Genomic DNA, 22,075 nt, shown 5'->3' with positions numbered 1-22,075 from the left:
TTGACTTCACGGCCTTGTCGGGCCGACTCTTCGGCCATGGAAACGTCCGACATCCTCGCTGCCGACCAGAGCAAGGCACCGCCCGCCCGGCCGGCCAGCACGATCCTCCTTGTCCGCGATGGCGCAGCCGGCGGGCTGGAGGTCTTCATGGTGAAACGCCACCACGCCATCGACTTCGCCTCCGGCGCGCTGGTCTTTCCCGGCGGCAAGCTGGCGGAGGGCGACAGCGATCCCGCTCTCGCCACGCACTGCACCGACGGCGGCGCGACGATGGACGACCGCAGCCGCGGCATGATGGTCGCCGGCATCCGCGAGGCGTTCGAGGAATCGGGCCTGCTGCTTGCCCGCGCCAAGGGCGAGAGCGCGCTGCTGGATGCCGACCGCGCCCATGCCCTGGCGCCCTGGCGGCCGAAGCTCGACAAGGGCGAGGAGACGATGCGCGCCTTCGCCGAGGCGGAGGGGCTGGACTTCGCGCTGGATGCGCTGGTGCCCTTTGCGCACTGGGTGACGCCGACCTTCATGCCGAAGCGTTTCGACACCGCCTTCTACATCGCCCATGCGCCGGAAGGGCAGATCGGCCGCCACGACGGCAGCGAGTCGGTCGATTCGCTGTGGATTACCCCGTCAGAGGCGCTGAAGGGGGCCGAGGAAGGCCGCTTCGCCATGGTGGTGGCGACCCGCCTGAACGTGGAGCTGCTGGGCCGCGCCGCCACCGCCGACGAGGCGATCGCCCGGGCCCGTGCCCGGCCGATCGTCACGGTGGAACCGGTGCTCGACAAGGAGGCCCCGGGCGGCGCCGTCCTGCGCATCCCGGCGGAGGCCGGCTATGGCATCAGCGAGGTCAAGGTCGACCGGATCGTGAAGTAGCCCGTTCCGCGTCTGCGCCGTCATCCCGGCCTTGAGCCGGGATCCATTCCGCAATCCGTGCGGACAGGCTGGCGGAATGGGCCCTCGGCTCGGTGGCCGAGGGCGACGGAGATTGCGGTGCGTGAAGCGAGGCGCTGGCCTGCTTCGCACACCCCCTCACCCCACCCCCTGGGTCATCACGGCGGTCATGCGGCGGGCGAAGGCGGTGGGGTCGGGCAGGGTCTCGCCCTCCAGGATGCGGGCCTGGTCCAGCAGCAGGTGGGCGGCATCGGCCAGGGCGTCGCTGCCGCCCGGTTCCCCGGCGCGCTCCGCCAGGCGGCGGATCAGCGGGTGGCCAGGATTGATCTCCAGGATCCGCGCCGGTGCCGCGTCCAGGCGCTGGTGCTGCTTCAGCATCCGCGCCAGGTGCATGTCGAGGTCCGCATCGCCGGCGACCAGGCAGACCGCGCTGTCGGTCAGGCGGTCGGTCTCCCGCACATCCTTCACCGCCTCGCCCAGGTTCTGCTTCAGGGCGGCGATCAGGGTGCCGAGCGCCGCGCCCTCGACCTTCTCCGGCTTCGCCTCGTCCGACTCGCCGTCGTCCTTCGCCTTGCCCTTGATCTCGCCCAGGTCGGCGGCGCCGCGGGTCACGGACTGGAACGGCTTGCCGTCGAATTCGGTGACGGTGTTCTGCCAGAAATCGTCGACCGCATCGGTCAACAGCAGCACCTCCACCCCCTTGGCGCGGAAGCCTTCCAGCTGCGGGCTGCGGCGCAGCGCCTCCAAGCTTTCGCCGGAGATGGTGTAGATCGCGCTCTGCCCCTCCTTCATTGCCGCGACATAGTCGGCGAGGGAGACCAGCCCGTCGCGTTCGCTGGAATGGAAGCGGGCGAGCTTCAGCAGGCTTTCCTGCGCCTCGCGGTCCTCGTACAGCCCCTCCTTCAGCACCGGGCCGAACGCCTCCCAGAAGGTGGCGTAATCCTCCGGCGCCTTCTCCGCCTTCCGCTCCAACTCGCGCAGCACCCGCTTCTGCAGGGTGGCGCGGATCTTCGCCACCAGCGGGTTGTTCTGCAGCATCTCGCGGCTGACGTTCAGCGGCAGGTCGCTGGAATCCACCACGCCGCGCAGGAAGCGCAGCCAGGGCGGCACCAGCCCTTCGCAATCGTCGGTGATGAAGACCCGGCGCACGAACAGTTTCACCCCATGGCGGCGGTCCGGGTCGAACAGGTCGAACGGCCGCCGCGAGGGCACGAACAGCAGCAGGGTGTAGTCCAGCTTGCCCTCGACATGGGCATGCAGGGTCAGCCAGGGATCGTCGAAGGCCCGGCCGACATGGTGGTAGAACTCGCGGTACTGCTCCTCGCTGACCTCCGACTTCGGCCGCGCCCAGAGCGCGCCGGCGGCGTTCACCTGCTCCTCGCGATCTTCCGCATCCGCCGCCTTTTCCGGGTCGATCAGCATCACCGGCAGGCTGATATGGTCGGAATAGGTCTTGATGACGGTGCGCAGGCGCGCCGGCTCCAGGAATTCCTTCTGCGCCTTCGCCAGGTGCAGGGTGATGGTGGTGCCGCGCTGGCCTTCGTCCGCTTCGCCGATGGTGTAGCTGCCGGTGCCGTCGGATTCCCAGCGCCAGGCCTGCGCCTCGCCGGCCTTGCGGGAGGTGACGGTTACCTTGTCCGCCACCATGAAGGCGGAATAGAAGCCGACGCCGAACTGGCCGATCAGGCGGCCGGCCTCGGCCCCCTTCTTGCCGCCCTCTTCCTTCCCCGCCTCCTTCGCCGCTTCTTCCAGCTGGCGGGAGAAGGCCTCGGTGCCCGACCGCGCGATCGTGCCCAGATTCTCCACCAGCTCGTCGCGGTTCATGCCGATGCCGTTATCGGCAATGGTCAGGGTGCCGGCCTTCGGGTCGGGCGCGATCCGCACCTTCAGTTCGGTATCCTCGGTCAGCAGCTCCGGCGCGGTCAGCGCGGCATAGCGCAGCTTGTCGCAGGCATCGGAGGCGTTGGAGATCAGCTCCCGCAGGAAGATCTCCTTATCGCTGTAGAGGGAATGGGTGACGATGTGCAGCAGCTTCGCCACTTCGGCCTGGAACTGCATCGTCTGGTCGGTCATGGGGGTTGCGCCCTTCTCTCTGCTTGTCCGGATGGCGGTCCCGACATAGGCATTCGCAGGCAGCGCATCAAGTCTGCTGCGACACCCCGGTCGCGTTGGCGCGAGAAGGCCGCGGTCCCGGAGAAAAGTCCGCACCAAAGAAAACGCCGCCCCAAAAGAAAACGCCGCCCCAAAAGAAAACGCCGCAACGGGGAACCGTCGCGGCGCAGGTGGTGTGAAGGAGGGGTGTCGATTACGCAGATTGAAGGGGGGACACGGGGCCCGGCCCGACCCGTCGGGGGGGGACCACGGACGGAGGGGGGGATACGTCCGAATGCTGGACCGAACCTTGCCCCGTGTCCTTGATGTTGAATATCAGAGCGGTTTGCGGCGGCCGTTGGCCGGAAATGGGGCAAGATTTGGGCAATTTCGGTTGGGCGGCTTTTTCCTCCAGAACCGCGGTATTCTGCGGTGTCCGGCGGGTTGCAGGCCGGCCGACATGCGGTTTGACCGGCCCTGCCGCCCCGTCTAGCCTCCCCCGGTCCTGCCCGATGCGGCACATGCCGCCGAAATCCCGCACTCCAGGGCCCTTGCGGAGGGGCGCCGGTTGAGCCTGTTCATCGCGAAACGCCTGGCCACCCTGGTGCTGACCCTGATCTTCACCTCGGTCATCATCTTCGTGGTGATGGAGATCCTGCCCGGCGACCCGGCCCTGCTGATCCTGGGGATCGACGCGCCGGACGAGGCGGTGGCCGCCCTGCGCGGGCAGCTCGGCCTCGACCGGCCGCCGCTGGAGCGCTACCTGGCCTGGATCGGCGGCATCGCGGTCGGCGAGTTCGGCCAGAGCTATACCTACCAGGTGCCGGTCTGGCAGCTGATCGGCGACCGGCTGGAGATCACCCTGCCGCTGACCCTGCTGGCGATGGCGATGGCGATCGTGGCCGCCCTGGCGATGGGCATCTATGCCGCGGCGCGACACAACCGCGCCGGCGACGTGGCGGTGATGACCGCCAGCCAGGTCGGCATCTCGATCCCCAATTTCTGGCTCGGCATCCTGCTGATCTCCGCCTTCGCCGTCGGCCTGGGCTGGTTCAGCGCCGGCGGCTTCCCCGGCTGGGACAAGGGGCTCTGGCCGGCCTTGAAGGCGCTGCTGCTGCCGGCCATCTCCCTCGCCGTGGTGCAGGCGGCGATCCTGGCCCGGGTCACCCGCTCCGCCATGCTGGAGGTGATGCGCGAGGATTTCGTGCGCACCGCCCGTGCCAAGGGGCTGTCCCGACGTGCCGTGCTGTGGCGGCATGTGGTGCGCAACGCCCTGATCCCGGTGATCACCATCACCGGCCTGCAGTTCGGCTTCCTGCTGACCGGCGCCATCGTGGTGGAGCAGGTCTTCAACCTGCCCGGCCTCGGCCGCCTCGTCTTCTCCGCGATCAGCGACCGCGACGTGGAGGTGGTGAAGAACTGCGTCATGCTGATCGCCTTCCTGGTGATCGGCATCAACTTCGCGGTGGACATGCTCTATGCCGCCATCGACCCGCGCCTGAAGCCGGCCGATGTCTGAGGCGACTGCGCAGGATCCCGGCATGACCGCCGGTGCGGAGGGTGCGGCGCGGCGGGCCTGGCTGGCGCGCGCCCTGCGGCATCCGAGCTTCGTCGTCGGCGCCGCGCTGACCCTGCTGCTGGTCGGCATGGCCCTGGTGTCGCTGGTCTGGACCCCCTACGAGCCGACGGCGATGGCGCTGCGCGACCGCTATGCCCCGGTGTCCTGGTCGCACTGGCTGGGCACCGACAAGTTCGGCCGCGACGTGCTGTCCAACATCATGGCCGGGGCGCAGCTCTCCATCGCCGTCGGCGTCGTGGCGGTGCTGATCGGCGTCACCGCCGGCAGCGCGCTGGGGCTCTGGGCCGCCGCCCGCAAGGGCTGGGTGGAGGAGCTGGTGATGCGCTTCTCCGACTTCGCCTTCGCCTTTCCGGCGATCCTCTCGGCGATCATGATCACCGTGATCCTGGGCCCCGGCGCGGTGAACTCGATCCTCGCCATCGGCATCTTCAACATCCCGGTCTTCGCGCGGCTGACCCGGGCGGCGGCGAACGGCGTCTGGACCCGGGAATACGTGCTGGCCGCCCGCGCCGCCGGCAAGGGCGGGGTCCGCATCACCGTCGAGCATGTGGTGCCCAACATCCTTTCGGTGATCCTGGTGCAGGCGACGATCCAGTTCGCCATCGCGATCCTGGCGGAGGCGGCGCTGAGCTATCTGGGGATCGGCAGCCAGCCGCCGCAGCCCTCCTGGGGCCGGATGCTGAACGAGGCGCAGCTGCAGATGTACAAGAACGCCTGGCTGGCGGTCTATCCGGGGATCGCCATCGCGCTCTCGGTGCTGGGCCTGAACCTGCTGGGCGACGGCCTGCGCGACCTGACCGACCCGCGCCTGGTGCGGCAGCGGTGAGTGGTGCGATGAATGCCGGCGACGACATCCCGCTGCTGGAGGTGGCGGACCTGACGGTGACCCTGCGCACCCCGCGCGGGCCGGCGGCCGCCGTGCGCGGCCTCGACTTCACCCTGCGCCGGGGGGAGAAGCTGGGCATCGTCGGCGAAAGCGGCTGCGGCAAGTCGATGACCGCGCTGGCCCTGATGGGCCTGCTGCCGGACGGCGCCCGCATCGACGGCCGCATCGCGCTGGAGGGGCTGGACCTGGCCCGCGCGCCGGAGGCGGCGCTGTGCCGGATCCGCGGCAACCGCATCGGCATGATTTTCCAGGAGCCGATGACCTCCCTGAACCCGCTGCACCGGATCGGCCGCCAGGTGGCGGAGCCCCTGCGCCTGCATCGCGGCATGGATGCCCGCGCCGCCCGGGCACGCGCCGTCGAGCTGCTGGACCGGGTCGGCATCCCGGATGCGCGCCGGCGCGCCGATGCCTATCCGCACGAACTGTCCGGCGGCCAGCGGCAGCGGGTGATGATCGCGCTGGCGCTGGCCTGCGACCCGGCGGTGCTGATCGCCGACGAGCCGACAACGGCGCTGGACGTCACCATCCAGGGCCAGATCCTGGACCTGATCGAGGACCTGGTGGCGGAGCGCGGCATGGCGCTGGTGCTGATCTCCCACGACCTGGGCGTGATCGGCGAGGTGGTGGACAAGGTGATGGTGATGTACGGCGGCATGGCGGTGGAGCGCGGCCCGGTCGATGCCGTGTTCGACCGCCTGACCCATCCCTATGCGCAGGGCCTGTTCGCCGCCCTGCCGCAGCTCGGCCGCGCTTTGGCCGGGACCGACCGGCTGCAGACGATCCCGGGCCGGGTGCCGGAGCTGGCGGACATGCCCGCCGGCTGCCCCTTCACCCCGCGCTGCCCGATCGCGGAGGACCGTTGCGCCACCGTGCCGCCGCCGGTGGTGGCGCTGGACGGCGGCGCGGTAACGGCCGGCAGCGGCCACGAGGCAGTCTGCCACAGGGTGCCGAAGGCGCTGGAAGGGGTGTTCGGCCGGCCGCCCGTGGGCTCGGATGGCGACCTGGACCGCCGCGCAGTGACGGCGGGCGAGGGACCGACATGACGGCCGGCGACCCCATCGTCCGGGTGGAGGGGCTGGTCCGCCACTACCGCCTGCCGCGGGAGAGCCTGTTTCGCCCGGCACCGGTCTCCCATGCCCTGAACGGCGTCGACCTGACCGTCGCGCCGGGGCAGAGCCTGGGCATCGTGGGGGAGAGCGGCTGCGGCAAGTCCACACTGGCACGGCTGGTCATGGCGCTGGACCGGCCCACCGCCGGCCGGGTGGAGGTGCTGGGGCAGGACCTGGGGGCGATGGACGGGCGGTCCTTACGCGCCCATCGCCGGCATTTCCAGATGGTGTTCCAGGACCCCTACGGCTCCCTCGACCCGCGGCAGAAGGTGCGCCGCATCGTGGCGGAGCCGCTGGACGCGGTGCCGGACATGGCCTCGGACCCGCCCGCCCGCCAGGCGCGGGTGGCGGAGGTGCTGGAGGCGGTGGGCCTGCGCCCCACCGACATGGACAAGTATCCGCACGAATTCTCCGGCGGCCAGCGCCAGCGCATCGCCATCGCCCGCGCCCTGGTCACCCGGCCGCAGGTGATCGTGGCGGACGAGCCGGTCTCCGCCCTCGACGTCTCGGTCCAGGCGCAGGTGCTGAACCTGATGCTGGACCTGCAGGCGGAATTCGGCCTGACCTACATCCTGATCAGCCACGACCTGGCGGTGGTGGAATATGTCTGCCCGCAGGTCGCGGTGATGTATCTCGGCCGGGTGGTGGAACAGGCCGCCGCCGCCGACATCTTCCGCCGCCCCGCGCATCCCTATACCCAGGCGCTGCTGGCCGCGGTGCCGAACCGCACGGCGCGCTCCGGCGGGGCAGGCGGCCGCAGGCGCCGCGCCGTCCTGCAGGGTGGCGCCGGCGGCGCCATGGCGATGGCGCCGGGCTGCAGCTTCGCCGACCGCTGCCCGCGGGCGGAGGACCGCTGCCGCATCGAGCGCCCGGCGCTGCGGCCGGTGGCGGGCGAAAGCGGGCATCTGGCGGCCTGTCATTTCGCGACGGAGGTGCAGGGCGTTCCCGGCACAGGCGCGGCCGCCGGGGAAATCGCCTCAGGTTAGCGGCGGCCGGCTGCGGCTCAGGGCTCCCAGACATTTGGCGGGCCTGCGCAGAACGCCTCGACGCCAGGCTGCGGGATGGCCAATTGGCCGGGGCGCCGTCAGCGGTAGGTGTACCCGCCGCCGCGGCCCCGGAAGGGCATGGCGGTGGCGCATGCGAAACCGGCTCCCGCCTGCCTCAGCCCTCCCCCTCCCGGAACGTCAGCTCCACCGTGATATTGTCGGGGTCGGCGAGGAAGATCTGGTGCATGACACCCTGGAGCGACCCCTCCCGGAAGGGCACGTCGTGGTCCCGCAGCATGGCGATCGTGGCCTCCAGGTCGCGGGCCAGGAACGCCACGTGGTCGACCGGGCCGGTATCCTCGGCTGTATGCCGCTTCCCCGACACCGGTTGCGTCTCGGCCCTGTCCACCAGGTGCACCGACGGCGTATCGCCGGCATAGAGCCAGTAGCCCCGGAAAGCGAAGGGCGGGCGCGGACCGACCTCGAGGCCCAGGATGTTGCAGTAGAAGTCCTTCGTGCGCTCCAGGTCGCTGCAACGGATCGTGTAGTGCTCGAGCTTCTTGACGGGCATGGGAGAACCCCTTTCGGCTGCTCCGGCCAAACCTACACCAGTTGCGGCACCGGATAGAGCCCAGCGTCGTTGACCCGAAGCGATTGCGCCCGGCGTCGGTGCCCAGACCGCTTGACCCCTCCCGTCCGACGGCCGACACTGTCACCTGCATGTCATCCAAGCATCGAAACCGGACCCGCTGATGGCGGACATCGTAACCCTGGACAGCTATCGCGGGGGCGATGCGGGCGGGCAGGGTGCGTCGCACCCCGCCGGCCAGAAATCCGCCCAGAATTCCGGCCAGAAGGGCCAGAACGCTGCCGGGCACGTCTTTTTCGACCGGCGGGAGTTCGACCTGATCCTGCGCCTCTACGGCGTGATGGTCGCCGCGGGCGAGTGGCGCGACTATGCCATCGGCCATGACGCCGAGAGCTGCACCTTCGCCGTCTTTCGCCGCAGTGCCGACGGCGCCCTCTACCGCATCGTCAAGACGCCGAAGCTGGCAAAGAAGCAGGGCGCCTATGCCGTGCTCGGCGCCGATGGCCGGGTGATGAAGCGCGGCCGTTCCCTGGCGCAGACCCTCGGCGTCTTCGAACGCAAGGTGATGAAGCTGGTCGAGGCGGAATAGCCGCTGCGGCCCTGATACCGTTCCCGTCCTGTCGTCTCCGCTCCCGCCGTCCGTTCCGCCATACCCGATCCGTCGCCCTTGGGCCTGACCCAAGGGCCCATTCCGCCAGCCCGGCCGCGGTGCTGGAGGAATGGATCCCGGGTCGAGCCCGGGATGACGTCGCGGCGTTGCCCTAACGCCGCTGCAGCGCCAGGGTGCGGACCAGCCAGAGGCAGGGCAGGAGGGAGATCACGAAGGCGGCGGTGGTGATCAGGAAGCCGTCGCGGAAGCCCAGCATATAGGCCTGCAGCCAGACCGTGCGGCCCAGCTGGTAGATCGCCAGCGGCAGGTGCTGCGGCTCGCCCAGGCCGGCGCGGGCGGCCATCTCCATGCCGCGGCCGATCCAGTCCATGGTGGCCGGGTTGCCCGGGTGCTGGGTCAGCGCCAGGGCATCGGCGTGATAGGCGCTGCGGCGTTCCAGCATGATCGCCAGCAGGTTCACCCCGAAGGCACCGCCCAGCTGGCGCACGAAGTTGGACGCGCCGGAGCCCTGCGCCATCAGGTGCGGCGGCAGGACCGCCAGCGCCGCGACGCTGAGCGCCGGGAACAGCACGCCCAGCGACATCCGCCCGATCAGGATCCAGATCGCGAAGGTCCAGAAGTCCGTGCCGATATCGACCTGCGCGGTCAGCCAGCAGGACCAGGCGAAGACGATCGTGCCGAAGACGCAGAGCCAGCCGGGGGAGACCAGGTCCGCCAGCCGGCCGCCGAAGGGAAACACCGCCGCCATCGCCACGCCGGCCGGCAGCATCAGCAGGCCGGCGGTGGTGGCGCTCATCCCCTGCACCGTCTGCGCGAAGATCGGGATCAGGTAGGTGGAGCCGAACAGCCCGGCACCGAAGATGAAGGCGACGACAGACGCGGCGGAGAAGGCCGTGTTGGCGAACAGCCGCAGGTCCAGCATCGGCTTTTCCACATGGCGTTCCCAGAACACGAAGGCGATGCCGGCCGCCAGCGCCGCGGCGAAGCGCCAGAAGCTCGCCTCCGACGACCAGCCGTCGATCTGGCCGTTCGACAGCCCGGTCAGCAGCGCCACCAGGAAGGCCGCCAGCAGGGCGAAGCCGATCCAGTCGAAGCCGGGCGGCGGCCCCTTTTCCTGCCGGCCGGGCAGCACCATCAGGGCCAGCAGGATCGCCAGGCTGGCCACCGGCACGCCCATGTAGAAGACATAGCGCCAGCCCAGCGCGTCGATCAGGATGCCGCCGACCAGCGGCCCGATCGCCGGCGCCAGCACCACGCCGACCCCGAACAGGCCCATCGCCAGGCCGCGGGCCGAGGGCGGGAAGGCCTCGAACATGATCAGCATGGACAGCGGCATCACCACGCCGGCGGCCGCGCCCTGCAGCACCCGCGACAGGACCAGCAGGTCGGCGTCCGGGCTGATCCCGCCCAGGATCGCGCCGGCGACGAAGATCGCCATCGCCAGCGCCAGGCCCATGCGCTGGCCGAACACCTTCACCACCCAGTCGGTCAGCAGCATGGTCGCGGTCATCGCCGCGAAGAAGCCGGTGGCCAGCCATTGGGCCTCGATCTGGCCGATGCCGAACGAGCCCATGATGTCCGGGATCGCCACGTTGATGATCGTGCCGGGCAGGACCGCGGCCACCGCCGCCGTCACCGCGGTGATGCTGACGATGGTCTGGCGCAGGGCGCCGGGTGTGGAGGCCGGCGGGTCGAGCGCGGCTTCCGCCATCTCAGTCCCCGGAGGGGCGCGCGGTGCCCGCCGCCGCATCGCCGGCGGCGCCGTCGGCCTCGATCACCGCCTCCACCATCATGCCGGGGCGCAACAGGTCGCCGTCCTGCTGCAGGTCGATGCGCACCGGCAGGCGCTGCGTGATCTTGGTGAAATTGCCGCTGGGATTGGGGGTGGGCAGCAGCGCGAATTCGCTGGTGGCGGCATGGCCGATCAGGCTGACCCGCCCCTCGAAGCTGCGGTCGGGATAGGCGTCGACCGTGACCCGGGCGGGGCTGCCGACCCGGAAACGGCGGATCTCCGTCTCCTTCACGTTCAGGTCGACCCAGACCCGCGACGGGTCGTGATAGCGCAGCAGCCGCATGCCCGGCGCGACATACTCGCCCGGCGTCATGTAGGTGCGGTCGACCACCCCGTCGAAGGCGGCGCGCAGCACCCGGTCCTCGACGTCGAGCTGCACCATCTCCCGCTGTGCCTGCAGTTCCTGCCGGCGGGCCTGCAGGACGGCCAGTTCGCGGTCCAGCACGAGCAGGCGCTCGCGGGCGGCCTGCGCCGCGGCCAGTTCCGCCCGGGCCGAGGCGATGTCGGCATGGGTGGAGCGTTCCTCCTGCGCGGCCAGTTCGGCGGCGGTGCGGGCCTCATCCATCCGGGCGGCGGAAGAGACGCTCTTGGCATGCAGTTCCCGGGTGCGGCGATGGGCGTTCTGCGCCAGCTTCAGGGCGGCCTGCGCGACCTTGTGGTCGGCCTCCGCCGCGATCAGCCGGGCCTCGGCCTCTGCCACCTCGCTTTCGGTCTGGCGGTCGGCCATGCGGCGTTCGGCCGCGAGCCGGCCCTCCTCCGCCTCGATCCGCGCGGCCTGGGCCTCGATCTCCAGCAGCTTCAGCCGCGCCTCGCGCTGGTCGATCACTGCCAGCACGTCGCCCTTGCGCACCCGGTCGCCATCGTCGACCGGCATCTCGGCGATCCAGCCGGCGATGCGGCTGGACAGGGTTACGGCGGAGGCGTCGATGCGGGCATCGACGACATAGACATGGGTCCAGCGGTCGTGCAGCCAGGACCAGCCGAACCAGGCGCCGGCGGCCAGCAGCACGGCGACCACGGCGAGCCGCACCGCGCGGCCACGGCGGCGCTGCCGGGCCGGGCCGGCAGGAGCGTCGGGACCTCCGGTCGTCATCGATGGCCGGGTGACGGGGCCGGGGCCCTGCGGTCAGGCGTTTCCAACAAATGCGTTTCTCTGTTTTTGAACGTGCGTCGAGTTTCCGCCGCCGGCCGCCGTGCCGTCAACGCAAGGGTGAGCGGGCGAGCGCTGCACACAGGTCATGGGTGGGCCGCTTCCGCGCTGGGAACGACACGAACGGGACGCCGGAATGGGCGGTGGCGCTGCGGAAAGTCAGCAACATCTTTCCATTATCGTCACCGCCGGGCTGTACACTTGTCCCGGCGGTCCATGACGCGGCCAGGTTCAATCAGGGCTTGATCTTATTGAGGCACGGCACGATGGACCCGCGGGACAAGCCCGCGGGTGACGACTTCCGAACATTCGGCGCACGGGACAAGGCCCCCCTACGCTGCCGCCTCGGCCGCCCAGCGGCGGTTGAAGGCGATATCCGGCCAGCGGGCGCAGCGGCGGTCCAGACTGTCGCGCACCGCACCGCCGCGGCCGGCGGCGATGGCGGCGCGCAGCCAGCATTGCTGGAACAGGTCGCGCTGGGCATGGCTGCCGCCCAGCAGCTGCAGGTGCGGCCGCGCCGTCCCCATCAGCTGGAAGGCCCCCAGGGCATCGCCCTGCGCCAGGGCGGCCATGCCCTTGGCGGCCGGGATCGCGGCGTCGGTCCAGGCCGGCCGGCACCAGTCCGGTGCGCCCGGCGCCCACGCCTCCAGGTGCGACAGCATCTGCCGCAGCTCCGCCAGCCGGCCGGCGCGGGCCAGGGCATAGGCGAAATGCACCGACAGGAAGGGGTCGATATGTTCCGCGACCCGGTTCTTCAGATGATCGGCGATGTCCGACCAGCGGTCGGCGCCAACCTCGATGCCCTGGAATTCCAGCCGGGTGGCCAGGCTGATCGCATTGCCCTGGTCGCCGGCATAGCTCTTGTCGGCGCCCCAGACGCGGGTGTCGAACAGCGCCAGCGCCTCGTCGGTCCGGTCGCCGTCGATCAGGAACAGGGCGACATGCCACCAGTTGTGGGTGAACATGAAGGAGTTGCAGCCCTGCCACTCCCCGGACAGCGGCAGCATCCAGTCGAGCCCGTCCTGCCAGCGGCCCTCGGTCTCCATCACATGGGCGACGGCATGATGCGCCCAGGGCTCGCGGCGCTGCATCTCCACCGCGCGGCGGCCGGCTTCCTCCGCTTCCCGCAGGCGGCCGACCTCCTCCAGTGCGAAGGCCATCATGCCATGGGCATAGGCACGGTCGCGGTTGGCATCGAAGACATCCTCGGTGATCGCCAGCTGGCCCTCGACATCGCCCTGCAGGAACAGGTGGATCTGCCCCAGCCGGGCGCTCAGCAGGTCGCGGGGCCAGCGGCGCGCGATCTCCCGGTGGATGGCGATGGCGCGGTCCTTGGCGTCATCGGCCCAGGCGGTGACCGCGTCGAGCCACAGCCGTTCGCGCTCGGTCGCCAGGGGCGCGCGGCCTTGCGCCGCCGTCAGGTGCGGCCGGGCCTTGCGCGGGCTCTCCCAGGTATTGCCGAACATCTGCAGCATCGCCGCCAGGGCCTGCGCCTGCACGCAGCCGGAATCGCGCTCCAGCGCGGGAAAGATCTTCAGCACGCCGGCCAGGTCCTGCTGCAGGAAACCCTCGCCGCAGGCATCGATGGCGGCGACCAGTTCCGGATCGTCGGTGGCGACCTCCAGCCCCTGCGCGTCCTGCAGCATCTCTCTCCCCCTCAGTCCGGCCGGTTCAGGCGGTCCAGCGGATAGACCGGCCGGCGCACATGCTCGTAGGTCAGCAGGCTGTTGTCGGAGGTGGTCACCCCGTCGCCGTCCAGGGTCAGGTGATGCTCCGACAGCCCGCCGAAGCCGGCGCGATAATGGATGCGCGACTTCAGCAGCAGGTACTTCTTGTGCTGCGGCTGGATGCCGACGGAGGTGAAGACCCCCTGGTCCCAGGGCTCGTGATGGTTGGAGACGACGACAATCTGCACCTTGCCGGTGTCCAGCACCGCGGTCGGGCCCATCATCACCTTCACCCCGGTGTACATCGGCCCGTGCACCACCCATTCGCCATCGGTCAGGGTGCGCACCCGGCCGGTCACCTCCAGCGGCCGGCCGGCCATGCCGATCGCCGGCATGTCGGTGCGGCCGCCCAGCGTCACGGTGACGGTGGCGCCGACCCCGGCTGCGCGCATCTGCTGCACCGCCTCGGGATCCCAGACGGCGGCGACGGCGACATCCTCCAGCCCCTGCTCGATCACCTCCGCGATCACGGTCATCACGTCCTGCGTGGCGCCGGAGCCGCAATTGTCGGCATGGTCCAGCAGGATCACCGGGCCGTCGACCTGCGCGCCCAGGTCCTTCGCGGCGGCCACCGCCTCGCCCAGCGGGCGGTGCCGGTAGATGAACGCCTCCCGCGAGTCCCAGGCGCGCGCCAGCAGGGAATCGCGCCAGGCCTCGGCCTTCGCCAGGTCGCCGTCGGCGACGACAATGGCCGAATTGCCGGCATCCGGCATGTCGGCCAGGGCGAAGCCGCCGAACACGGTCGAGGCCAGCGCGCCTTCCGCCTCCTGCGCGCGGGCCATGGCGATCAGGCCCTTCATCGGCTCGTCGTCGGTGCCCTGCATCAGGGTCTGCGACAGCAGCGGGATGTTCCCCCAGGCCATCACCGGCCGCACCTTGCCGTCCAGGGTGTCGAACAGGACCCGGCCGATCCGCTCCCCCACCTCGTACATGTCGGTATGGGGATAGGTCTTGTAGCCGATCAGCGCGGTGCAGTTCTCCACCATCGCGGCGGTCAGGTTGCAGTGCAGGTCGCAGGTCACCGCGATCGGCAGGTGCGGCGCGATTCCGCGCATCCGCTGCAGCAGGGTCCCCTCGCCGTCCGGGGTCACCTCCGCCACCATCGCGCCGTGCAGGTCCAGCAGGGCGGCATCGACCCCCTTGGACACCGCGTCCAGGATCGGCGCCGACAGCCGTTCATAGGCATCCGCGGTCACCGGGCCGGAGGGCATCGCCTCTGCCGCGACGGGGGTGACGATTTCTGCCCCGCGGGCCTCCGCCAGCTTCAGGTAGGCACCCATCGGCATGCCGGTGCCGGCATAGGCGGCGCGTGCATCAGCGCCGAAATGGCAGCCCCAGGCGGCGAAGCGCGCGAAATCGGTGACGATGGGGGAGAAGGTATTGGTCTCATGCTTCATCATCGCGATGAGCACGCGCATGTCGGGCCTCCCGTGACTGTCTGACCCGCCAGACTAGCTCACCGGTCCGCCAGGACAGAACCCCCGGCGAAGGATGTCCCGGAAAAGAAGAAACCCCCGGCAGCGGAGCTGCCGAGGGTTCCGGTCGGTCGAACCTGGTGCCGAAGCGCTACTCGCGATTGCCGAGCAGGCTCATCAGCAGCATGAACAGGTTCAGGAAGTTCAGGTACAGCGAGACCGCGCCCATGATCGACTTCTTGGACATCACCTCGGCGGGATCGCCTTCGTAGAAGTCGGACTTGATCCGCTGGGTGTCGTAGGCGGTCAGGCCGGTGAAGATCAGCACGCCGATCACCGACACCACGAACTGCAGCATCGAGGATTCCAGGAAGATGTTCACGACGCTGGCGATCAGGATGCCGATCAGCCCCATGAACAGGAAGGTGCCCCAGCCCGACAGGTCGCGCTTGGTGGTGTAGCCGTACAGGCTCATCGCGCCGAAGGTCGCGGCGGTGATGAAGAACACCCGCACGATGCTTTCGGAGGTATAGGCGATGAAGATGGTCGACAACGACACGCCGAAGGCGGCCACCATCAACCAGTACATCCCCTGTACGGTGCCGGCGCTCCACTTGTTGATGCCGAAGCTCATGGCGAAGAGGATGCCGATCGGCGCCAGGATGAAGAGCCAGACCAGCCCGGGCTGGAAGACCACCTGCTGCACCGCCGGCGACATGGCGATCACCACGGCGACGATGCCGGAGACCAGCAGGCCGGATGCCATGAGGTTGTAGACCCGCAGCATGTAGCTGCGGAGCGCCTGATCGACGACGGCGCGATCGGCGGTACGGGTAGCGGACCAGCCGCGCCCAAGCTGAGTGTTCATCGCCTCCTTGCCCCTATGCAATTTTGGTAGACCTGATAGCTGCCGCTGATATTGGCGGAACTGGTTGCGAAATCAAGGATTGACGGCGCCGTCGCTACGGATTCCCGCTTCGCAAATCCCAAATGAATTCAGTGATTTGTGCCGGAGGCGGGTCGATCACGCCGATGTCATCGACGTTTCGGGCGGCGCCTGGCCGTCAGATCTCCCGCAGCACCTGCGCCGGGCGCTGCGACAGGACCTGCCAGGTGCCGACCAGGCCGAGCGCGATCGTCAGGGCCATCGCCCCCAGCGCGGTCAGCACCAATGTGCCGGGCAGCATCACCCATTCTGCGCCCATCACCTGGGTGATGACGATCCAGGCGGCCACCCAGCCCACCAGCCCGCCGACCAGGGCGGTGGCCAGGCCCAGGATGGCATATTCCACCACCATCGCCCGCAGCACGTCGCCGCGGGTGGCGCCCAGCACTTTCAGGATCGCCGCCTCCCGCAGCCGGTTGCGGCGGCCGGCGACGATCGCCCCGCCCAGCACCAGCACCCCGGCCAGCAGGGTGATGCCGGCGGCGGACCGCACCGCGGTGGCGACATGGCCCAGCAGGCGGTTGACCTCTTCCAGCGCCTCTTTCACCCGCACCACGGAGATGTTGGGGAAGGCATCGGTGACCGCATTGAACACCGCCTCCTCGCCTGCGCCGGTGGCATGGACGGTCGCCAGGTGGGTGTGCGGCGCCGCCGACAGGAGGCCCGGGGAGAAGACCATCACGAAGTTGATGCCCAGATTCGACCAGTCGACGGTGCGCAGGTTGGCGATGGTGCCGGCCACGTCGCGGCCCAGCACGTTGACGGTCAGGCTGTCGCCGACATCCAGGCCCAGGCCGCGGGCGGCATCGACCTCCATGGAGATCAGCGGCGGCCCGTCATAATCCGCCGGCCACCACTCGCCGGCGACGATCTCGCCGTTCTCCGGCGGCTCAGCGGCATAGGTCAGGCCGCGATCGCCGCGCAGCACCCAGCGCTGGTCTTCCGTCACCTCCAGCTCATCTGCGGGGATGCCGTTGGCGGCGGAGATCCGGCCGCGCAGCATCGGCACCCGGTCCAGGCCGCTGGTGCCCGGCGTCGTGCGGACGATTTCCTCGAACGCCTCGACCTGGTCGGACTGGATGTCGATGAAGAAGAAGCCGGGCACGTCTTCCGGCATGCGCTCGGAGATCTCGGCGTTCATGTTGCCCTGGATCAGCGCCACCGCCACCAGCAGGGACAGGCCCAGGCCCAGCGACAGCACGATGCCCGGGGTCGCCGCGCCGGGGCGGCAGATGCTGGCCAGAGCCAGGCGCACCGCCGCGACCCGCGGCCGGCCGGCGCGGCGGGCGGCGCGGGTGATTCCCTCCGCCAGCAACCGCAGCAGGACCAGGCTGGCGGCGGCGCCGGCGACGAAGCCCAGGGCGAAGTCCTGCGCCGCGGTGGTCAGCACCGCGATCGCCGCCAGGGCCAGGAACAGGGCGGCGGTGGCGACGATGTAGCGCCGCCGCGGCCAACCGCCCGGCGGCGCGGCGGCGGCGCGGAACAGGCCGGCGGGGCTGACCTCCCGCGCCTTCGCCAGAGGCCAGAGCGCGAAGGCGAGCGCGGTCAGCAGGCCATAGAGCAGGGCCAGCGCCAGCGGCCAGGGATAGAAGCCGACCGCCACCGGCACCGGCAGCACCTCCACCAGCGCCGCGGCCAGGACCACCGGCGCCAGAGCGCCCAGCAGCAGGCCGATGGCGATGCCGCCCAGCGCCAGGACCAGGATCTGCACCAGGTAGGTCTGGAAGATCACCCGCCCCGGCGCGCCCAGGCATTTCAGGATCGCGATGGTGACGGTCTTGCCGTCCAGGTAGCTCTTCACCGCATTGGCGACCCCGACCCCGCCGACCAGCAGCGCGGTCAGGCCGACCAGCACCAGGAACAGGCCGATCCGGTCGACGAAGCTGCGCAGGCCGGGATTGCCGTTGCGCCAGTCCAGCACCCGCCAGCCGGCTTCCGGAAAGGCCGCCTTGATCTCTTCCACGAAAACGGCGGGATCGGCGCCTTCGGGCAGCTTCAGGCGATAGAACCAGAACAGCAGGCTGCCCTCGGTGACCAGCCCGGTCGCCTCCAGCGATTCGCGGGCAACCAGCAGCTTCGGGCCCAGGGTCAGGCCGGCGCTGCCGCGATCCGCCTCCCGGGTCAGCGGCGCCATCAGGACAAAAACCTGCTCGCCCACCCGGACCCGGTCGCCGGGTGCCAGGTCCAGGCGTTGCAGCAGGATCGGGTCGGCCACCGCCCCGGGCAGGCCGCCGCGGCCGGCCAGCGCCGTGTCGAGGCCCAGGGCGTCCGCGCCGCCATCGCCCAGGACCGTCCGGCCGTAGAGGGGATAGGCGGAATCCACCGCCTTCAGTTCCACCAGCGTACGCTTGTCGTTGGCCACCGCATGGGCCATGGCGCGCGTCTGCACGATCTCGGAGACCTCCGCCCGGGCCGCCAGCCAGTCGCGTTCGGCCGTGGTGGCCGGGCGCAGCACCAGGCGCAGCTCCACATCGCCGCCCAGGATGATGCGGCCGTCGCGCTCCAGCCCGGTGACGATGGCGGCGGCCAGCGAGCCGACGGCGGCGATCGCCGCGACACCCAGCGCCAGGCAGGCCAGGAAGATCCGGAAGCCCTTCAGCCCGCCGCGCAGCTCGCGCCGGGCGAAGCGGATCGCGACGGGCAGGCCCTCCATGCGGCCGGACCCGCTCAGCCGCCGGCGGCGCGGGCGGCCTTGGCCGCCGCCCGGTCGGCGCCTGCGTCGCCCGAATCCTCGGTGATGCGGCCGTCGCTGATCCGCACCATGCGGTCGCAGGCCCGTGCCAGGCCTTCGTCGTGGGTGATCAGCACCAGGGTGGTGCCATGGCGGGCCTGCAGGGCGAACATCAGGTCGACGATGCCGCCGCCGGTGGTGGCGTCCAGATTGCCGGTGGGTTCGTCCGCCAGCAGCAGGTCGGGCTCGCCGGCCGCGGCGCGGGCGAGCGCCACCCGCTGCTGCTCGCCGCCGGAAAGCTGGGTCGGGTAGTGCGTGCGGCGATGCGCCAGGCCGACCGAATCGAGCGCCGATTCGGCGCGGTCGAAGGCGTCGCGGCGGCCCGCCAGCTCCAGCGGCACGGCCACATTCTCCAGCGCCGTCATGGTCGGGATCAGGTGGAAGGACTGGAACACGATGCCCAGCCGCTGGCGCCGGAACAGGGCCAGCCCGTCCTCACCCAGCCGCGACAGATCCTGGCCTGCCACCTGCACCTGGCCGCCCTGTGCGCGTTCCAGTCCCGCCATCACGGCGAGCAGGGTGGACTTGCCGGAACCGGAGGGCCCAACCACGCCGACCGATTGTCCGGCGGGGATGGCGAGGGTCAGGCCACGCAGGATATTGACGGGCCCTGCCGTCCCCACCAATGTCAGATGAACGTCGCGAAGATCGACCATTGCCGCGGCGGCGGGGCTGTCGGCGCTGGCCGCGCCCCTGCCGGTGGCGGGTGCGGAACTTTGCGGCGAATGTGGCTGATGCATCGGAGACCCGGTATGCGTGGCGGGACAGGCAAGGCAAGACACCCTGTGCCCCGTCGCGGACGAGGCCCTGAGGGTGCATATGGCCGGCCCGCCGCCCGGATCAAGGCGAAGCCGCGCCGCCGCAACATCCTGAAGGGGCTGGTTGTCGCGGCGATCGCCGTGCTCCTGCTGCCGGCCCTGCCCGCCGCTGCGGCGGATGACGACCCGGTCGTCATCACCATGCTGGGCGACAGCATCACCGCCGGCTATGGCCTGGCGGAGGGCGAGGCGCCGCCGGCGCAGCTGCAGGCCTGGCTGCGCGACAAGGGCGTGCAGGCGCGTGTGGTCAATGCCGGGGTCAGCGGCGACACCACCGCCGGCGGGCTGGCCCGGCTGGACTGGGTGCTGGCGGAGAAGCCGGACTTCCTGATCGTGGCCCTGGGCGCCAACGACGCGCTGCGCGGCATCGACCCGGCCAGCGCGCGCGACAACCTGGATGCCATCCTGGTAGGGGCGAAGGACCGCGGCATCCCGGTCCTGCTGGCCGGCATGCTGGCGCCGCCGAACCTGGGCGCGGACTATGCCGCCGCCTTCAACCCGATCTATGCCGACCTGGCAGCGAAGTACGATATCGCCCTGTATCCCTTCCTGCTGGACGGGGTGGCGATCCGGCCGGAACTGAACCAGGCCGACGGCATCCATCCCAACGCGGCCGGTGCCGCGCTGCTGGCCGAGCGGATGGGGCCGGCGGTCCTGGAATTCGTGCGCGGCGGCTGACCCCGGCGCGCCGCAGTGGAGTGAAGGTCATGGAACGGCGCCGCCTGGGCCGCACCGGAATCGAGGTCAGCGCGCTCTGCCTGGGCACAATGACCTGGGGCGAGCAGAACGACGAGGCGGAGGCGCACCGCCAGTTGGACATGGCGCTGGACCGCGGCGTGACCTTCATCGACACCGCAGAGATGTACCCGGTGCCGCCTAAGGCGGAGACCCAGGGCCGCACCGAGGCGTTCATCGGCAGCTGGCTCGGCGCGCGCGGCAACCGCGACCGGGTCGTTCTGGCCAGCAAGGTGGCCGGCCGCAGCCCGATGACCTGGATGCGCGCCGCGGACTCCGGCGTGACGGAAAGCCGGCTGGACCGGGCGCAGATCGCCTATGCCCTGGAGCAGAGCCTGAAGCGGCTGCGGACCGACTATCTGGACCTCTACCAGGTGCACTGGCCGGAGCGGGCGACGAACTTCTTCGGCAAGCTCGGCTATGCGCCGGAGGAACGGCCGAACAGCGTGCCGATCGCGGAGACCCTGGAGGTGCTGGGGGAGTTCGTGACCGCCGGCAAGGTGCGCGCCGTCGGCGTCTCCAACGAGACACCGTGGGGCCTGCTGGACTATCTGCGCGCCGCGGATGCCGGGCGGGGCCCGCGCATCGCCAGCATCCAGAACCCCTACAACCTGCTGAACCGGACCTTCGAGATCGGCCTGGCGGAGATCGCGATGCGCGAGGATGTCGGCCTGCTGGCCTATTCGCCGCTGGCCATGGGGGTGCTCAGCGGCAAGTACCTGAACGGCCAGAAGCCGGCGGGCGCCCGCCTGACCCTGTTCGACCGGTTCCAGCGCTACCAGACGCCGGAATCGATCCTCTCCGTCGCCCGCTATGTGCAGCTGGCGGAAGATAACGGCCTGGACCCGGCGCAGATGGCGCTCGCCTATGTCCATTCGCGGCCCTTCGTCACCGCCACCATCCTGGGCGCGACCTCCACGGAACAGCTGGAGCGCGACCTTGAAGCCGCCGACGTGAAACTCGACCAGGAGGTGCTGGAACTCATCGAGACGATACAGACCGAACAGCCCAATCCCTGCCCCTGAGGGCAGTCGATATCCGTGCCGCCCGCGGCGCGGGCGGCCGCCGATGCAGGAAAGGTCGCCCGCGATGATCAGATTGTTTACCGCCATCGCCCTGCCCGACAGGGTGAAGCAGAACCTGATGCTCTACAGCGGAGGCCTCAGCGGCGCGCGCTGGCAGCGGGAGGACCAGTTGCACCTGACCCTGCGCTTCATCGGCGAGGTGGACGAGCGGCTGGCCGACGACATCGTCTATGCCCTGGCGGCGATCCGCAGCCCGGCCTTCGACGTCACGATCGCCGAGCTCGGCACCTTCGGCGAGAAGAAGCGGCCCCGCATCCTGTGGGCCGGCGTGCGCGGCAACCCGTCGCTGATGCACCTGCGGGCGAAGATCGACACAGCGCTGGCCCGTGTCGGCGTGCCGCCGGAGACCCGGAAATACCATCCCCATGTCACCCTGGCGAAACTGGACCGCGGCGCGCCCGCGAACCGGCTCGGCGAGTATCTGGCGCGCAACAACACACTGTCGCTGATGCCGTTCGAGGCGGACCGTTTCCACCTATTCTCCTCCCAGCTCAGCCAGTCCGGCGCGATCTACCGGATCGAGGAGAGCTTCGACCTGGCCGGCGGATCCGGCGCGGCGGAGGACGAGGAGGAGGATGACGACCTGGCGGAGTTCGACGACTTCCACGACGAGGAGGCCTGGTACGGCTACGCCTCGGCGGATCGCTGAGCGCGGTCCTTTGGCCGAGCGCCTCAGACCACGCCGCGGCGGCGTTCCCGCGCCGCCTTGAAATGCCGAACCGCTGCGTCGAACTTGTCGCGGCAGCCGGTATTGCAGAAGCCGACCACCACGCCGTCATGGACGGTCAGAGAATCGGCGGAGACCGGCTTGCCCGACCAGGGACAGGTCTCGTTGACGCAATCCTCGAGGCGCAGCGGCCTGCGCGGGGAGCCCGGTGCGGCGGCCATGACGGCATTCTCCTCTGGCGAACGGGACCGGCCCCCAGATTGACTCGCGCGGC

19 protein-coding genes are annotated in these 22,075 nt (G+C 70.3%); 9 read left to right on the top strand and 10 right to left on the bottom strand.

Features of this window, described 5'->3' with window-relative positions:
• Positions 1-36: 36 nt before the first annotated feature.
• Complete coding sequence (locus ACFOGJ_RS07885; RefSeq protein WP_379899306.1) at positions 37-867, top strand: NUDIX hydrolase; 831 nt, start codon at positions 37-39, stop codon at positions 865-867.
• 156 nt (positions 868-1,023) lie between these two features.
• On the opposite strand, the gene htpG is transcribed toward ACFOGJ_RS07885, so the two are convergent.
• Positions 1,024-2,958, bottom strand: a complete 1,935-nt coding sequence (gene htpG, locus ACFOGJ_RS07880) for a molecular chaperone HtpG (protein WP_379899305.1) — start codon at positions 2,956-2,958, stop codon at positions 1,024-1,026.
• Between the two features lie 586 nt (positions 2,959-3,544).
• Between htpG and ACFOGJ_RS07875 the strand changes: the two genes are divergently transcribed.
• Genes ACFOGJ_RS07875 through ACFOGJ_RS07860 form a run of 4 tightly spaced genes read left to right on the top strand, consistent with a single transcriptional unit; the run spans position 3,545 to position 7,536 of the window.
• Positions 3,545-4,495: an ABC transporter permease gene (locus ACFOGJ_RS07875; protein WP_379899304.1), complete on the top strand. Its 951-nt coding sequence runs from the start codon at positions 3,545-3,547 to the stop codon at positions 4,493-4,495.
• A complete protein-coding gene (locus tag ACFOGJ_RS07870; RefSeq protein WP_379899303.1) occupies positions 4,488-5,381 on the top strand; it encodes an ABC transporter permease in 894 nt (297 codons plus the stop codon). Before ACFOGJ_RS07875 ends, ACFOGJ_RS07870 begins: the two co-directional genes overlap by 8 nt.
• An 8-nt stretch (positions 5,382-5,389) precedes the next feature.
• Positions 5,390-6,484 carry an ABC transporter ATP-binding protein gene (locus ACFOGJ_RS07865; protein ID WP_379899302.1) on the top strand — a complete coding sequence of 365 codons (1,095 nt, stop codon included), beginning with the start codon at positions 5,390-5,392 and terminating at the stop codon, positions 6,482-6,484.
• Positions 6,481-7,536 (top strand): ABC transporter ATP-binding protein, encoded by a 1,056-nt coding sequence (locus ACFOGJ_RS07860; RefSeq protein WP_379899301.1) that lies wholly within the window; start codon positions 6,481-6,483, stop codon positions 7,534-7,536. The genes ACFOGJ_RS07865 and ACFOGJ_RS07860 overlap by 4 nt, the downstream gene beginning before the upstream one ends.
• 175 nt (positions 7,537-7,711) lie before the next feature.
• Here ACFOGJ_RS07860 and ACFOGJ_RS07855 read toward each other — a convergent pair whose 3' ends face one another.
• The gene (locus ACFOGJ_RS07855; RefSeq protein WP_379899300.1) at positions 7,712-8,107 is read right to left on the bottom strand and encodes a VOC family protein; all 396 of its coding nucleotides are present in this window, start codon (positions 8,105-8,107) and stop codon (positions 7,712-7,714) included.
• Between the two features lie 181 nt (positions 8,108-8,288).
• Here ACFOGJ_RS07855 and ACFOGJ_RS07850 point away from each other — a divergent pair, with 181 nt between their 5' ends.
• Positions 8,289-8,714, top strand: a complete 426-nt coding sequence (locus ACFOGJ_RS07850; protein WP_379899299.1) for a DUF2794 domain-containing protein — start codon at positions 8,289-8,291, stop codon at positions 8,712-8,714.
• A 172-nt stretch (positions 8,715-8,886) separates the two neighbouring features.
• On the opposite strand, the gene ACFOGJ_RS07845 is transcribed toward ACFOGJ_RS07850, so the two are convergent.
• From ACFOGJ_RS07845 to ACFOGJ_RS07815, 7 genes are all read right to left on the bottom strand, one after another.
• Positions 8,887-10,446, bottom strand: coding sequence for a DHA2 family efflux MFS transporter permease subunit (locus tag ACFOGJ_RS07845; RefSeq protein ID WP_379899298.1), 1,560 nt, complete (start codon positions 10,444-10,446; stop codon positions 8,887-8,889).
• A gap of 1 nt (position 10,447) precedes the next feature.
• Positions 10,448-11,620, bottom strand: coding sequence for an HlyD family secretion protein (locus ACFOGJ_RS07840; protein WP_379899297.1), 1,173 nt, complete (start codon positions 11,618-11,620; stop codon positions 10,448-10,450).
• 389 nt (positions 11,621-12,009) lie between these two features.
• Positions 12,010-13,323, bottom strand: coding sequence for a tetratricopeptide repeat protein (locus ACFOGJ_RS07835; RefSeq protein ID WP_379899296.1), 1,314 nt, complete (start codon positions 13,321-13,323; stop codon positions 12,010-12,012).
• A gap of 11 nt (positions 13,324-13,334) precedes the next feature.
• Positions 13,335-14,822 (bottom strand): M81 family metallopeptidase, encoded by a 1,488-nt coding sequence (locus tag ACFOGJ_RS07830; protein ID WP_379899295.1) that lies wholly within the window; start codon positions 14,820-14,822, stop codon positions 13,335-13,337.
• 148 nt (positions 14,823-14,970) lie between these two features.
• On the bottom strand, positions 14,971-15,687 hold the full coding sequence (locus ACFOGJ_RS07825; protein WP_379899294.1) for a Bax inhibitor-1/YccA family protein: 717 nt from the start codon (positions 15,685-15,687) through the stop codon (positions 14,971-14,973).
• A 196-nt stretch (positions 15,688-15,883) separates the two neighbouring features.
• Positions 15,884-18,418: an ABC transporter permease gene (locus ACFOGJ_RS07820; RefSeq protein WP_379899293.1), complete on the bottom strand. Its 2,535-nt coding sequence runs from the start codon at positions 18,416-18,418 to the stop codon at positions 15,884-15,886.
• 14 nt (positions 18,419-18,432) lie between these two features.
• On the bottom strand, positions 18,433-19,152 hold the full coding sequence (locus ACFOGJ_RS07815; RefSeq protein WP_449288582.1) for an ABC transporter ATP-binding protein: 720 nt from the start codon (positions 19,150-19,152) through the stop codon (positions 18,433-18,435).
• Between the two features lie 129 nt (positions 19,153-19,281).
• On the opposite strand from ACFOGJ_RS07815, the gene ACFOGJ_RS07810 reads away from it, so the two are divergent.
• The 3 genes from ACFOGJ_RS07810 to thpR all read left to right on the top strand — a co-directional run bounded on the left by ACFOGJ_RS07810 (position 19,282) and on the right by thpR (position 21,783).
• Positions 19,282-19,992 (top strand): arylesterase, encoded by a 711-nt coding sequence (locus tag ACFOGJ_RS07810; RefSeq protein WP_379899291.1) that lies wholly within the window; start codon positions 19,282-19,284, stop codon positions 19,990-19,992.
• A gap of 29 nt (positions 19,993-20,021) precedes the next feature.
• Positions 20,022-21,074, top strand: coding sequence for an NADP(H)-dependent aldo-keto reductase (locus ACFOGJ_RS07805; RefSeq protein ID WP_379899290.1), 1,053 nt, complete (start codon positions 20,022-20,024; stop codon positions 21,072-21,074).
• Between the two features lie 64 nt (positions 21,075-21,138).
• Positions 21,139-21,783, top strand: a complete 645-nt coding sequence (thpR, locus tag ACFOGJ_RS07800; protein WP_379899289.1) for an RNA 2',3'-cyclic phosphodiesterase — start codon at positions 21,139-21,141, stop codon at positions 21,781-21,783.
• A 23-nt stretch (positions 21,784-21,806) separates the two neighbouring features.
• Here the strand turns inward: thpR and ACFOGJ_RS07795 are convergent, their stop codons facing one another.
• Positions 21,807-22,022, bottom strand: coding sequence for a glutathione S-transferase (locus ACFOGJ_RS07795; protein WP_379899288.1), 216 nt, complete (start codon positions 22,020-22,022; stop codon positions 21,807-21,809).
• Positions 22,023-22,075 lie beyond the last annotated feature (53 nt).

Origin of the sequence: Marinibaculum pumilum (assembly GCF_042646425.1) — a bacterium.
Classification (GTDB): domain Bacteria; phylum Pseudomonadota; class Alphaproteobacteria; order Ferrovibrionales; family Ferrovibrionaceae; genus Marinibaculum; species Marinibaculum pumilum.
This window is presented reverse-complemented; position numbering and strand designations above follow the sequence as displayed.